Here is a 13006-nt window from a genome sequence, read left to right as displayed (position 1 = left end):
TTTTAAAAATGCTCAATTAAAATTAATTGTGGCATTTTTCAAAATGGGGCTATTATTATAAATAAATTTTTTTCTATCGTAAAGTAAAAAAATTTAATTATATAGATAAACTAGATTGATCGAGCATTAATCCTATACCCATAGTACTCGATAAAACAATTTTTTTTATGTATATTCCCTTTGATTGAGGTGGTTTTGCTTTTTTTATGGATTCTAAAAAAACATTGAAGTTTTCTTTTATTTGATTTTTTTCGAAGTTGATTCGACCGATCGTAGCATGAATAATTCCATTTTTGTCATTTCGATAACAAACTTGTCCTGTTTTAGCATTTTTAATTGCTTCTTCGATATTTGTTGTTACGGTACCTAATTTTGGATTAGGCATTAAACCTCTAGGTCCTAATATATGTCCTAATTGAGTAACAATTTTCATAGCATCTGGTGACGCAATAGCTGTATGGAATTTAATACCTTCTTTTTTTATTTTTTCAGCTAAATCTTCCATTCCTATAAATTCTGCACCTGCTTTTTTTGCTATTGTAACGTTATCTCCTTGAGTGAACACAGCTACTTTAATACAACGTCCTATTCCATGAGGTAATATAGTTGAACCACGAATGTTTTGATCTGATTTTTTCGGATTAATGCCTAAATTAATGGCAACATCAATGCTCTCAGTAAAATTTACATTTGATGATTTTTTTAATAATTGTATTAATTCGTCAATATAATATAGTTTTTCAAACTTTATCTCACTTTTAATTTTCTTCATGCGTTTATTAATTTTTTTCATTTTAGTCCTCAATAATTAAACCCATAGATTTAGCTGTTCCTTCAATAGATCGAATCATACTGTGAATATTTGAACCAGTCATATCATTTTTTTTAATATTTGCTATTTCTTCAACTTGTAATTTTGTTATTTTTCCTTTTATTTCTGTCTTTGGTTTACTAGAACCTGATTTTATTCCAGCGGCTTTTTTTAATAAAACAGATGCTGGAGGTGTTTTTGTGATAAATGTAAATGATCGATCAGAATATACTGTAATAATTACTGGTATTGGTAAACCTTTTTCTATATTTTCTGTTTTTGTGTTAAATAATTTACAAAAATCCATAATATTTACTCCTTTTTGTCCTAATGCAGGTCCTATTGGTGGACTCGGATTAGCCATTCCTGCAGCAACTTGAAGCTTTATGTAAGATTGTATTTTTTTTGCCATTTTTAAATTTCTCTTTTAAAGAATGTTAATTTTTTTCAACTTGTCTAAAATCTAATTCTACAGGAGTTGCTCTACCAAAAATAGAAACAGATACTTTTAATCTGCTTTTTTCATAATCTACTTCTTCAACAACACCATTAAAATCTGCAAATGGACCGTCGTTAACACGAATCATTTCTCCTGGTTCAAATAAAGTTTTTGGTCTTGGTTTGTCTCCAATTTGACGTAATCTATTAATGATAATTTCTACTTCTTTATCACTAATTGGTGATGGTTTATCTGATTTTCCTCCTATAAATCCTAATACTCTAGGAACATTTTTTATTAAATGCCAAGTGGAATCTGTCATATTCATGTGAATTAAAACATATCCTGGAAAAAATTTATATTCACTTTTTCTACGTTGTCCACCTCGTATTTCGATAACTTCTTCTGAAGGAATCATGATTTCTCCAAAAAAATCATCCATTTTATTTAATTTAACATGCTCTTTTATTGATTGTGCTACTTTACCTTCAAAACCAGAAAATGCTTGTAATACATACCATTTTTTTTTTAGACTCTCATGCATTTTTAAAACCTTAAACTAATAATAAATGCTATTAAACGAAATATGATACTATCAAGACCCCATAAAAGTAGAGATATTACTATCGTCACAGAAATAATAATAAATGTTGTATATAAAGTTTCTTTATATTGAGGCCAAGTTATTTTTTTCATTTCATTCTTTGACGCTTTAATATATAAAAAAATTTTTTTTATCTTTTTTGTGTATACAGCAATACTGATTGCAAAGCTAATTAACAAAGTGACTATAAATGTACGAGTAAAAAATCCTACTTTATCAAAAAAATTATTGATAAAGAAAGATGTAATAAAAATTACAATTATAAAAAACCACTTTATTTTTTCTAAATGTTTATCTTTTTTTTGATTAGGAATGCGAATGTTCATAGTTTCTCTTAAAAATTATAAAAATAAAACAATAATATAGAAAAAATATGTTAACTTTTTTAAAGTTTTATATATAAAAAAATATTTATTTTTATTCGTATTACTACATACTATTTTAGTATGTAGTATACATTATTCTATATTTTTACATATTGTTGTATATTTTTTTAAAAAAAACTATTCAGCTATCTAGTAATTCAGCTATCTAGTAATAGAGAGATTTTAGTATAAGTGAATTTAGAAATATAGAAAATCTTAAAGTATTTAGGTGAGATTTTTTTGGTTTAATGATTTAAAAAAATTTTTTGAAAAGTAATTTTTTCAAATGTATGCAATTTAGGTGATACTTTATTTTTGAGAAAGTATAAAGTTTTATGCTGATACCCAGGTTTGAACTGGGGACCTCACCCTTACCAAGGGTGTGCTCTACCTACTGAGCCATATCAGCGTAAAAAACTTTAAAATACATTTTTTTAAGCGGTCAGCGGGAATCGAACCCGCATCATCAGCTTGGAAGGCTGAGGTAATAGCCATTATACGATGTCCGCATTTTTTTGGTGGGAGAAGGATTCGAACCTTCGAAGTCTTAGACGGCAGATTTACAGTCTGCTCCCTTTGGCCGCTCGGGAACCCCACCTTGTTAAGTTATGCCGGCTACCGGAATCGAACTGGTGACCTACTGATTACAAGTCAGTTGCTCTGCCTGCTGAGCTAAGCCGGCTTTAATTTTTATTTAAAAGATATTTTAATAAATTTAATCTTATATTATATTATTTTTGATTTTTATTGCAAGTTTTTTTAAGAAATAATTTTAAGTAAATATGATAAGTGTTAAATATATTTATATAAAATCTTATTTAAATTTATACTTTAAATAAAAATCGTTGAAATATTTTATAATAATTTTATCTTTCCTGAAGAATTAATAAAATCTATTTCAGGTTCTAAGTATATTTTAAATTTTTTTAAAATGCATCTTTGTATTATTTGAGCTAATCTCAAAATTTCTTTTGAATTTGCTTTTTTTAGATTGATTAATATAAGTTTTTGTTTTTTATAAATTGCTGCATCACCAATTTGCATATTTTTAAAATTACATTTTTCAATTAACGCAGCAGCAGACATTTTTATAAAGCCATTTTTTTGAAAATAATACGGAATATTGTATGAAGATAAAATTTTTTTTGCTTTTTCAAGTGCGATAATAGGATTTTTAAAAAAACTACCTGCATTTCCTAATCTTTTAGGGTTAGGTAGTTTTTCTTTTCTTATTTGACATACTATATTAAATATTTTATAAGCGTTTATTTTTATTATTTTTCTATTTTTTAAAAGAGCAGGAAAAATAATAGGTTTCCATTTTTTTTGTATTTTTATACCAACTGCAACAATTGCGTATCCATGATTGTATTGGGATTTAAAAATACTACTTCGATAAGAAAAATTACATATTTTTTTTTTCAATCTAATTATATTATTTTCTTCTAAAGAAATAACGTCTACATACTGACATATATTTTTTAGTTCTAAACCATAAGCACCAATATTTTGAATAGCTGCTGATCCTACTGAACCAGGAATTAAAGCTAAGTTTTCTAATCCGAATAGGCCCATTCGTAATGTGTATTTAACTAAATCATGCCATTTTTCTCCTGAAAAAACATGTAATAGCCAAATGTTTTTTTGTTCTTGAATTTTTATTCCCTTTATGCGGTTAATAATAACTATCCCTTTATAATTTTCTAAAAATAGTACGTTGCTTCCTTCACCTAAAATTATATAAGGAATATTAGATTCTTTGCATTTTTGCCATATATCAACTAATGATTGAATTGTATTAACAAAAATAATTTTTTTTGCTGTTACATCTATTGAAAATGTATTTAAATCTTTTAAAGATTGAGAAGAGTTTTTTTTTTGTACATAAAATTTTAAATACTAACGTAGTTTTTTTTTTTAAATTTTTAAATAAAAATATAATTCTTTAAAATCTAAAAAAGTTAATATAAATTTGATGTATAATATATCAAAAACATTGAGTTGTAACTATCAAATTTTAATGGAACTTTTAATAATGAATTTTGTAAATCAATATCATCAAGATATAATTAAGAAAAAATTAGAAAATTTAAATAATACTGTTCAATGTTCTTTTGAATTTTTTCCTCCTAAAAGCTTAGATGCAGAAAAAAAATTATTATCTTCAGCTTTAAAATTAAGTGAATTAAAACCATTTTTTTTTTCTGTCACTTATGGAGCAAATAGTGGAGAACGAGAAAAAACTTATAACGTTGTAAAAGAAATACATGAAAAAACAGGTGTTAAAACAGCTGCTCATCTTACTTGTGTAGACTCTACGTTAAATGAATTAAAAGAAATAGCAAAATTTTATTGGGAAAATGGTATTCGAAGTATAGTTGCTTTAAGAGGCGACGCTCCAAAAAAATTATATCAACATAAAATATATGCTTTAGATTTAGTTTTATTATTAAAGAAAATTGCTGATTTTGATATTTCTGTAGCTGCTTATCCAGAAATACATCCAGAAGCGAAAAACGCTCAATCTGATATTTTGAATTTAAAAAAGAAAGTTGATGCTGGTGCAAATAGAGCAATTACTCAATTTTTCTTTAATGTTGAAAGTTATTTACGTTTTCGAGATAATTGTATAAAAAATAATATAAATATTGAAATTGTACCCGGTATATTACCAATTTATAATTTTGAGCAACTAAAAAAGTTTTCTAGTATGACGAATGTTAGTATTCCTAAATGGATGTTTAAAATGTTTCATGGATTAGAGGGCGATTTAAAAGCTCAGAAAATTATAGGTGCGAGCATAGTTATAGATATGATAAAAGTTTTATCTGATGAAGGAATAAACAATTTTCATTTTTATACTTTAAATCAATCAGATGTAGTATATTCTATATGCCATATGTTTGGTTTTAAAAATTAATTTTTCAAAGTTTTTTTGCACTTAATAACAAAATTTTTTTATTAGTGTTTTTATAATATTTTTAGTGGGTTTAATAAAAGAACAGTCTAAATATTCGTCTGCATGATGCGCTTGTTCAATAGATCCTGGTCCTAATATTAAAGTTGGTGCAATTTTTTCAAGAAAAGGAGCTTCAGTGCAATAATTAGCAGTTATTGGAGTTAATTGACATGAATTTTCTATTTTTTTAATAATTTTACTTTCTTTAGGAAATTCATATGGAGGTACAGAAAAAAAAAGATTTTTTAAAAAAATGCGATTAGGCCATTTTTTGAAAATCTTCTGTAAGACTTCTTGAACTAAAATTTCAATTTGTGTTAAAGTCAATCCAGGTATAGGTCGTATTTCAAATTTTAAGTTACATAATGCACAAATTCGATTAATTGCATTACCTCCATTTATAGAAGAAAAATTCATAGTGGGATACGAAATAGAAAATTCTTTATGAAAATATTTTTTTCTTAAATATACTTTTAATTTAAGTAGTTTCTTTATAATTAAATACATAATTTCAATGCTGTTAATACCATTAGAAGGGGAGCTAGAATGACCCGTTTTACCAATAACATCAATAGAATAAGAGATATGTCCCTTATGTGCTTTGACTAATTGTAAAGATGTTGGTTCTCCAATGACAATACAGTCTGGTTTTATATTTGTAGATTTGATAAAATATCTTGCTCCTGACATATCAGTTTCTTCGTTTGCAGTAGCAAGAACATAAATTGGTTTTTTGATTTTTTTTATGCTTTTTGTGCTTAGTACGTCCAGTATAAAAGCAAAAAAACCTTTCATGTCTACTGCACCTAATCCATATAATTTATTGTTTTTTTCAGTTAATTTAAAAGGATCTTTCGTCCATAAATTTGCGTCAAAGTCAACAGTATCTGTATGTCCAGAAAGCAAAAGACCTCCCTTTCCATTACCAAAAGAGGCTAACATATTAAATTTTTTTGTATTCGGGATATTTTGTATTTTTACTGTAAATTTTAATTCAGAAAAATAATTAGAAAGTAAATCAATTAAAATTTTATTACTTTGATCAAGTTTTTTATCTTGACTACTGATAGTAGGTATTTTAATTAATGATTCATATATTTTAATAAAAGAAGGTATTTTTCTTATCATTTAAGTAATTTATTAGTTTTTTTTTATAACTTAGAATTCATTTTAATTATAATATAAAAAATATCAATAAAATTTAATAATTAATAAAATACATTTTTTTAAAAAGTTAATAATTTTTTAAAATTTTTATTTTTAAGGTTTATCAATCTATGTTGAATGTGTTAATTGTTGGTGCTAGTGGATATGCTGGTGCAGAATTAGTTAATTATATTAACCGTCATATGTTTTCTAAAATTAAAAAAATTTTTGTTTCAGAAAATAGTTCGAGTATAGGTAAATTATTTTCAGAATTGCATCAACAGTTTACAAATATTATAGATTTACCGTTTGAAGCAATTAGTAGTTCTACTTTAATTGATAAAGATATTGATGCTGTTTTTTTAGCTACAGATCATAATGTTAGTCACTCTCTTGTGCCTTTTTTTTTATCTCTTAATTGCGTTGTTTTTGATTTGTCTGGTGCTTATCGAGTTCAAGATACTGACATTTATTCAAAGTATTATGGATTTTCTCATAAATACCAAGATGTTTTAAAAAAATCTGTATATGGATTACCTGAATGGAATCAGAAAGAAATTAAAAAATCTCAATTAGTAGCTTTACCAGGATGTTATGCAACATGTATACAATTAGCATTAAAACCTCTTATAAAAGCAAATTTTTTAGAAAAAAAATTTATTCCTATTATTAATGCTATAAGCGGTGTCAGTGGAGCTGGTAGGAAAGCTAATATTAATAATAGTTTTTGTGAAGTTAGTTTGCATCCATATAATGTTTTTACTCATCGCCATACTCCTGAAATTATAGAGCATTTAGGTATTCCAGTAATTTTTATTCCTCATTTAGGTTCTTTTTCACGTGGAATTATTGCTACTATTACGTGTCAGTTAAAAACTGATTTTAGATTGCAAGATATTTATAATTTATATAATACAGTTTATAAAGAAAAACCATTGATTCGAATATATCAAAAAAATTTTCCTAGTATTAAAGCTGTGGTAAAGTTACCTTTTTGTGATATCGGATTTGCAATTAAAGATAAACATATTGTTATTATAGCTGCTGAAGATAATTTATTGAAAGGTGCAGCTGCACAAGCCGTACAATGTTTTAATATTCGTTTTGGATTTTCCGAAATTGAATCAATTATTTAAATGAGGTGTTTTTTGATGATGAATCCTTTGGTTATTAAATTAGGTGGAGTTCTTTTAGAAAGTGATGATGCAATGATGCGTTTGTTTAAAGCGCTTCTTGATTATCAAAAATCTAATAAACGACATATTTTAATAATTCATGGAGGGGGGCGATTAATTGATAATCTGATGAATAGATTATCATTGCCTGTTGAGAAAAAAAATGGTTTGCGAATTACTGAATCTGAACATATTAATATTATTACCGGTGCTCTAGCAGGAACAGCTAATAAAATTCTACTTTCATGGGCATTAAAATATAAAATCAATGCTATTGGTTTATGTTTGGCAGATGGAAAAAGTGTAAATGTAGAAAGATTAGATCAAAAATTAGGTCATGTAGGAAAAGCTAAACCAGGTTCTCCTCTTTTTTTAACAAAATTATGTGAGCAAGGTATTTTACCAATCATTAGTTCTATAGGTATTACAGATAATGGTTTATTAATGAATGTTAATGCAGATTTGGCAGCTACGGCTTTAGCTACCACCTTGGAAGCAAATTTAATTTTGTTGTCTGACATAAGCTCAATATTAGATGGTAAAGGTCAAAGAATTCCAGAAATTAATTCCTCTCAAGCTAAAAAATTAATATCTCAGGGTATTATTACTAATGGTATGATTGTTAAAGTTAACGCAGCTTTAGAAGCAGCACGCGTTTTGCAGCGTCCTATAGATATTGCTAGCTGGCAGAAGACAGATGAACTTAAATTATTATTTAATGGTATAAACATTGGTACTCGAGTTTTAGTATAGTCTAATTATAATAGGTTTTAAAAATATTATGAATAACTTTAAAAAAGTCGTTTTAGCATATTCAGGTGGTTTAGATACTTCGGCAATTATTCCTTGGTTAAAGGAAAATTATCATGTTGATGTCGTAGCATTTGTAGCAGATATAGGTCAATCCAAAGAAGATTTAAAAGGTATTGAAAAAAAAGCACTTCAATCTGGTGCAATTGATTGCTGTGTTTTTGATTTAAAAGAAGAATTTATAAAAGAATACGTATATCCAGTTTTAAAAACAGGTGCTTTATATGAAGGAAATTATTTATTAGGTACAGCAATGGCTAGACCTATTATTGCTAAGAAACAAGTAGAATTTGCTTCCAGTATTCAAGCAAAAATTTTATGTCATGGTGCTACTGGTAAAGGTAACGATCAAGTTCGTTTTGAGATAGCTTATGCAGCATTAGCACCTCATATGAAGGTAATTGCTCCGTGGCGTGAATGGAATCTGCATTCAAGAGAATCATTGCTAGAATATTTACGCAAAAAAAATATTTCAACATCAGCAACTTTAGAAAAAATTTACAGCAAAGATGAGAATGCTTGGCATATTTCCACAGAAGGAGGTTTACTTGAAGACCCTTGGAATAAACCAAATAAAGATTGTTGGAATTGGACAGTAGAGCCAGAAGATGCTCCAGAACAACCAGAATACGTTTTATTAACAGTAAAAAAAGGTTCTGTTATATGCGTGAACAACGAATTTTTAACTCCTTTAAAATGTGTAGAAAAATTAAATAAGATTGGTTCTAAACATGCTATAGGAAGAATAGATATTGTTGAAAATAGACTTATTGGTATTAAATCTAGAGGTTGTTATGAAACTCCAGGTGGCACTATTATTAGTGTGGCTCTTAGAGCAATTGAACAATTAGTGTTTGATCGAGAAAGTTTTAACTGGAGAGAAAAAATTGGTTTAGAGATGTCTTCGGTAATTTATGATGGACGTTGGTTTACTCCAATTCGTGAATCATTACAAGCTGCTGCAGACGCTTTATCGTCTGAAGTAAACGGTGAAGTTGTTTTAAAATTATATAAAGGAAGTGTAATTCCTGTACAAAAAAAATCTTCAAATTCTTTGTATTCTGAAGAATATGCAACTTTTGGTGAAGATGAAGTTTATAAGCATTCTGATGCTGAAGGTTTTATTCGTCTTTTTTCTCTTTCTTCTAGAATACGTGCTCAAAACAAGTTAAAATAAAAAATATAAATATTTCTTATTTTTAATTAATTTTTTAATAATTCTTATAGAGAAAATATATGTCGCTTTGGGGTGGAAGGTTCCTTGACGAATCTAATAAAAAATTTAAAATATTTAATAGTTCTTTACATTTTGATTATATTTTAGCTAAAGAGGATATATTTGCATCTATTGCTTGGTCTAAATCTCTTGTTGAAGCTGGTGTTTTAACGCAAGAAGAGCAAAAAAAAATAGAATCTGCATTAGTTTTTTTAAAAAAAGAAATTTATAACAATCCAAAAAAAGTTCTTGAAAGTGATTATGAAGATATTCATAGTTGGATAGAGGCTAATCTTATTAAAAAAATAGGAGAATTAGGTAAAAAACTGCACACTGGTCGAAGCAGAAATGATCAAATTACAACTGATTTAAAATTGTGGTGCAAAAAGAAAATTTTTGTTTTATTAGATTCTATTATTAATTTACAAAAAAATTTTGTTTTTGTAGCTGAATCAAATTATGATGCCATAATGCCCGGTTACACTCATTTGCAACGTGCTCAACCAATTACCTTTTCTTATTGGTGTTTAGCTTATATACAAATGTTAAAACGCGATGCTAGTCGTTTGAAAGATATCTTGAAAAGATTAGATGTAAGTCCATTAGGTTCTGGTGCTTTATCTGGAACAGCGTGGAATATTAATAGAACAAAGCTGGCTATATCGATGGGTTTTAATTCCGCGACTAATAATGCACTTGATAGTGTCTCTGATAGAGATTACGTTATAGAATTATTATCTGCTTCTTCAATTAGTATGACTCATTTGTCTCGATTTTCAGAAGATTTGATTTTTTTTAATTCGAATGAAGCTAATTTTGTTGAATTATCAGATTCCATTACATCTGGTTCATCTTTAATGCCTCAAAAAAAAAATCCAGACGCATTAGAAATTATACGTTCTAAATGTGGTCGTGTTCATGGTGCTCTAGTATCTATTTTAGTTGTTTTAAAATCTCTTCCTTTATCCTACAATAAAGATCTTCAAGAAGACAAAGAAAGTCTTTTTGACTCTCTTAAAACTTGGAACGATTCTTTATCTATAGCTACTTTGATTTTAAAAAATATAAAATTAAATCGTCTATCATGTCGTAAAGCTGCAGAAAAAAGCTATTCCAACGCAACAGAAATTGCAGATTATTTAGTAAAAAAAGGTATGACTTTTCGTGAAGCACACAATGTATCTGGTCAATTAGTTCTTCGAGCTATTAATGAAAAAAAATCTTTAAATAATTTAGATTTATCTGTATTTCAACAGTATAGTACTCTTATTACTGATGATATATATGAAAATATCACTCTAGAATCCTGTCTTGAAAAGAGATCTTCTAAAGGAGGAGTGGCTCTAAATGAGATACGTAAACAGATTATAAAAGAAAAGATAAGATTAAATATTTTATAATAAAAAAGTGATTATTTAATTAAAATATTTTTTATATTTTTATATAAAATGTTTTTAAACTATGAAATATAGGATTTTTATTGTATGAAAGATATATTATTTTTTATTTCTAACAACTTGGTACTTAGTTTTATATGGTTTTTTTTTCTTATTTTAATAATTTTTTTAAGTACTAAAAATATGTTTTTAAAATCTAAAATCATTAATAACTTTCATGCAATAAAATTAATAAATCAAAAAAATGCTATTGTAATTGATACGCGATCCGTTGAATTATATAATTCTTGTCATATTGTAAACGCTATTAATGTTCCGTTGAAAAATATTTGTTCAAGCAAGATAAAAGAATTAAATTTATCTAAATCTATTCCGATTATTCTTATAATAGATTCATTAGATTATCATGATAAATATATTAAAAAATTTATTAAATATGGATTAGATAGAATTTTTTTTTTAAAAAATGGCATGGATGCTTGGAATAGAGAAAATTTACCTACTACTTTTAATAAAAAAAATAGTTTTCTAAATTAAACTGTTAAAATTAAGAATTAAAAATTCAATTTTTTTTTTTAATATTTAAACTATAAATTTTATTAATTTTAATGGATTCTATATGTCAGAAAAACAATTAAAAGAGAAATCTTTTGAAATTCAAAGAATTTATATAAAAGATGCTTCTTTTGAAGCTCCAAATACTCCGAAGATTTTCCATAAGAAATGGGATCCTACGATAAAGTTTAATTTGAGTACAGTTTCTAAAAAACTAAAAACAAATATTTTTGAGACGATTTTACAAGTAAGAGTAATAGTAAAAAGTGAAGAAAACTTAGTTTTCTTATGTGATGTTCATCAGGTAGGTATTTTTTTTATTTCTTGTTTAAATGAACAAGAGTTGAAACATTGTTTAGGCTCTTATTGTCCAAATATTTTATTTCCTTATGCTAGAACATGTATATCTAGTTTAGTTTCTTATGGTAGCTTTCCACAATTAAATTTATCACCTATTAATTTTGATGATATTTTTTATAAAAATTTAGAATATGAAAAAAATAATTCTAATGAAAAGGATAACTTTTAAGTTTTTTTAATTTTATATATAAAAGTAATTTGCTTTAAATATTGTTTCTAAGGAGAAAAGAATGTGTTCTTTAGAAGTTTTAGAATTATGGAATATGATAAAATATGAAGCGCAAAGTGTATTGCAAAAAGAGCCAATCTTATCAAAGTTTTGTCAAGAAAGTATATTAAATCATAACAAACTAAGTCATTCTTTAAGTTATATATTATCTAATAAATTATCAACATCGATGATATCTAAAAAAAATATATATAGTGTTTTTAAAAAAATATATTCAAATAATTTATTCATAATTAATGCTGTAGTTAAAGATATAAAAGCAGTATTAGAACGGGATCCAGCTGTAAAGAATTGTTTAACCCCTTTTTTATATTTAAAAGGTTTTCAGGCTTTAGAGGCATATAGATTAAGCAATTATCTTTGGAATACAAAAAAATATGAGTTATCTACCTATTTGCAAAGTAGAATATCTACTGTTTTTTCAGTAGATATTCATCCTGCTGCATCTATTGGTTCTGGAATTATGCTTGATCATGCAACTGGTATTGTTATTGGAGAAGGTGTAATCATAGAAAATGATGTTTCTATTTTTCATTCAGTAACTTTAGGTGGAACAGGTAAAAACAGCAGTAAAAATAGACATCCTACAATCAGAAAAAAAGTTATTATAGGAGCTGGAGCAAAAATATTAGGTAATATTGAAGTTAGTCAAGGAGTAAAAGTAGGAGCGGGATCTGTAGTTTTGAAAAATATCCCCCCATTTGTTACTGTTGCTGGTGTTCCGGCTAAAATTATAAACGAAAATAAAACTGGTAAAAAAATTTTTTTTCAAGAGGAAAAAAATAATTTAATACATCATTTAGAATATTTTCAATATGGAGAAGGTATTTAATATATATTTTTTTTGAAATTAAAACTCCTGTTTTTTTTAAAAATATAATTGATGTGCTACTATTTTTTCTACAGAAGTTTTATTTTCGACAATATTATATACATCTTT

At 26.4% G+C, this 13006-nt stretch carries 14 protein-coding genes and 4 tRNA genes; 8 read left to right on the top strand and 10 right to left on the bottom strand.

Annotated features, from left to right (window positions below; genetic code table 11):
* Positions 1-97: 97 nt before the first annotated feature.
* The 9 genes from rplA to murB all read right to left on the bottom strand — a co-directional run bounded on the left by rplA (position 98) and on the right by murB (position 4052).
* Positions 98-793, bottom strand: coding sequence for a 50S ribosomal protein L1 (gene rplA / locus D8S97_RS00475; protein ID WP_158360967.1), 696 nt, complete (start codon positions 791-793; stop codon positions 98-100).
* 1 nt (position 794) lies between these two features.
* Positions 795-1223: a 50S ribosomal protein L11 gene (gene rplK, locus D8S97_RS00470; protein WP_158360966.1), complete on the bottom strand. Its 429-nt coding sequence runs from the start codon at positions 1221-1223 to the stop codon at positions 795-797.
* Between the two features lie 25 nt (positions 1224-1248).
* A complete protein-coding gene (gene nusG / locus D8S97_RS00465) occupies positions 1249-1794 on the bottom strand; it encodes a transcription termination/antitermination protein NusG (protein ID WP_158360965.1) in 546 nt (181 codons plus the stop codon).
* 2 nt (positions 1795-1796) lie between these two features.
* Entirely contained in the window at positions 1797-2180 is a 384-nt protein-coding gene (gene secE / locus D8S97_RS00460) for a preprotein translocase subunit SecE (RefSeq protein WP_158360964.1), read from the bottom strand.
* A gap of 375 nt (positions 2181-2555) precedes the next feature.
* Positions 2556-2628, bottom strand: a tRNA-Thr gene (locus tag D8S97_RS00455).
* 28 nt (positions 2629-2656) lie between these two features.
* Positions 2657-2728, bottom strand: a tRNA-Gly gene (locus D8S97_RS00450).
* Positions 2729-2735: 7 nt separating this feature from the next.
* Positions 2736-2817, bottom strand: a tRNA-Tyr gene (locus tag D8S97_RS00445).
* An 11-nt stretch (positions 2818-2828) separates the two neighbouring features.
* Positions 2829-2901: transfer RNA gene (locus D8S97_RS00440), tRNA-Thr, on the bottom strand.
* Positions 2902-3074: 173 nt separating this feature from the next.
* A complete protein-coding gene (gene murB / locus D8S97_RS00435; protein WP_158360963.1) occupies positions 3075-4052 on the bottom strand; it encodes a UDP-N-acetylmuramate dehydrogenase in 978 nt (325 codons plus the stop codon).
* A 202-nt stretch (positions 4053-4254) separates the two neighbouring features.
* On the opposite strand from murB, the gene metF reads away from it, so the two are divergent.
* Positions 4255-5139, top strand: a complete 885-nt coding sequence (metF, locus tag D8S97_RS00430) for a methylenetetrahydrofolate reductase (protein ID WP_158361651.1) — start codon at positions 4255-4257, stop codon at positions 5137-5139.
* A gap of 21 nt (positions 5140-5160) precedes the next feature.
* On the opposite strand, the gene argE is transcribed toward metF, so the two are convergent.
* A complete protein-coding gene (gene argE, locus D8S97_RS00425) occupies positions 5161-6306 on the bottom strand; it encodes an acetylornithine deacetylase (protein WP_158360962.1) in 1146 nt (381 codons plus the stop codon).
* A gap of 149 nt (positions 6307-6455) precedes the next feature.
* Here argE and argC point away from each other — a divergent pair, with 149 nt between their 5' ends.
* The 7 genes from argC (at position 6456) to cysE (ending at position 12898) form a co-directional block, all read left to right on the top strand.
* Entirely contained in the window at positions 6456-7460 is a 1005-nt protein-coding gene (argC, locus tag D8S97_RS00420; protein WP_158360961.1) for an N-acetyl-gamma-glutamyl-phosphate reductase, read from the top strand.
* 18 nt (positions 7461-7478) lie between these two features.
* On the top strand, positions 7479-8252 hold the full coding sequence (gene argB / locus D8S97_RS00415) for an acetylglutamate kinase (RefSeq protein ID WP_158361648.1): 774 nt from the start codon (positions 7479-7481) through the stop codon (positions 8250-8252).
* Between the two features lie 28 nt (positions 8253-8280).
* Positions 8281-9486 (top strand): argininosuccinate synthase, encoded by a 1206-nt coding sequence (locus D8S97_RS00410; protein WP_158360960.1) that lies wholly within the window; start codon positions 8281-8283, stop codon positions 9484-9486.
* 59 nt (positions 9487-9545) lie between these two features.
* Positions 9546-10925, top strand: a complete 1380-nt coding sequence (argH, locus tag D8S97_RS00405; protein WP_158360959.1) for an argininosuccinate lyase — start codon at positions 9546-9548, stop codon at positions 10923-10925.
* An 84-nt stretch (positions 10926-11009) separates the two neighbouring features.
* Complete coding sequence (locus D8S97_RS00400) at positions 11010-11459, top strand: rhodanese-like domain-containing protein (protein WP_158360958.1); 450 nt, start codon at positions 11010-11012, stop codon at positions 11457-11459.
* An 82-nt stretch (positions 11460-11541) separates the two neighbouring features.
* Entirely contained in the window at positions 11542-12006 is a 465-nt protein-coding gene (secB, locus tag D8S97_RS00395; protein WP_158360957.1) for a protein-export chaperone SecB, read from the top strand.
* A gap of 61 nt (positions 12007-12067) precedes the next feature.
* Entirely contained in the window at positions 12068-12898 is an 831-nt protein-coding gene (gene cysE / locus D8S97_RS00390) for a serine O-acetyltransferase (RefSeq protein WP_158360956.1), read from the top strand.
* The last annotated feature ends 108 nt before the right edge of the window (positions 12899-13006 follow it).

The sequence above is a fragment of the Buchnera aphidicola (Rhopalosiphum maidis) genome, from assembly GCF_003671935.1.
GTDB classification, from domain to species: domain Bacteria; phylum Pseudomonadota; class Gammaproteobacteria; order Enterobacterales; family Enterobacteriaceae; genus Buchnera; species Buchnera aphidicola_AL.
The sequence above is the reverse complement of the archived record's forward strand: the minus strand, read 5'-3'. Positions and strand labels throughout refer to the sequence as shown.

Excerpts from the sequence above, each read along its gene's own strand:
- secB (WP_158360957.1), top strand. The coding sequence starts at position 11,542 with ATGTCAGAAAAACAATTAAAAGAGAAATCTTTTGAAATTCAAAGAATT.
- D8S97_RS00410 (WP_158360960.1), top strand. The coding sequence starts at position 8,281 with ATGAATAACTTTAAAAAAGTCGTTTTAGCATATTCAGGTGGTTTAGAT.
- argB (WP_158361648.1), top strand. The coding sequence starts at position 7,479 with ATGAATCCTTTGGTTATTAAATTAGGTGGAGTTCTTTTAGAAAGTGAT.
- argC (WP_158360961.1), top strand. The coding sequence starts at position 6,456 with ATGTTGAATGTGTTAATTGTTGGTGCTAGTGGATATGCTGGTGCAGAA.
- cysE (WP_158360956.1), top strand. The coding sequence starts at position 12,068 with ATGTGTTCTTTAGAAGTTTTAGAATTATGGAATATGATAAAATATGAA.
- rplA (WP_158360967.1), bottom strand. The coding sequence starts at position 793 with ATGAAAAAAATTAATAAACGCATGAAGAAAATTAAAAGTGAGATAAAG.
- D8S97_RS00400 (WP_158360958.1), top strand. The coding sequence starts at position 11,010 with ATGAAAGATATATTATTTTTTATTTCTAACAACTTGGTACTTAGTTTT.
- secE (WP_158360964.1), bottom strand. The coding sequence starts at position 2,180 with ATGAACATTCGCATTCCTAATCAAAAAAAAGATAAACATTTAGAAAAA.
- nusG (WP_158360965.1), bottom strand. The coding sequence starts at position 1,794 with ATGCATGAGAGTCTAAAAAAAAAATGGTATGTATTACAAGCATTTTCT.
- argE (WP_158360962.1), bottom strand. The coding sequence starts at position 6,306 with ATGATAAGAAAAATACCTTCTTTTATTAAAATATATGAATCATTAATT.
- argH (WP_158360959.1), top strand. The coding sequence starts at position 9,546 with ATGTCGCTTTGGGGTGGAAGGTTCCTTGACGAATCTAATAAAAAATTT.
- rplK (WP_158360966.1), bottom strand. The coding sequence starts at position 1,223 with ATGGCAAAAAAAATACAATCTTACATAAAGCTTCAAGTTGCTGCAGGA.
- metF (WP_158361651.1), top strand. The coding sequence starts at position 4,255 with ATGAATTTTGTAAATCAATATCATCAAGATATAATTAAGAAAAAATTA.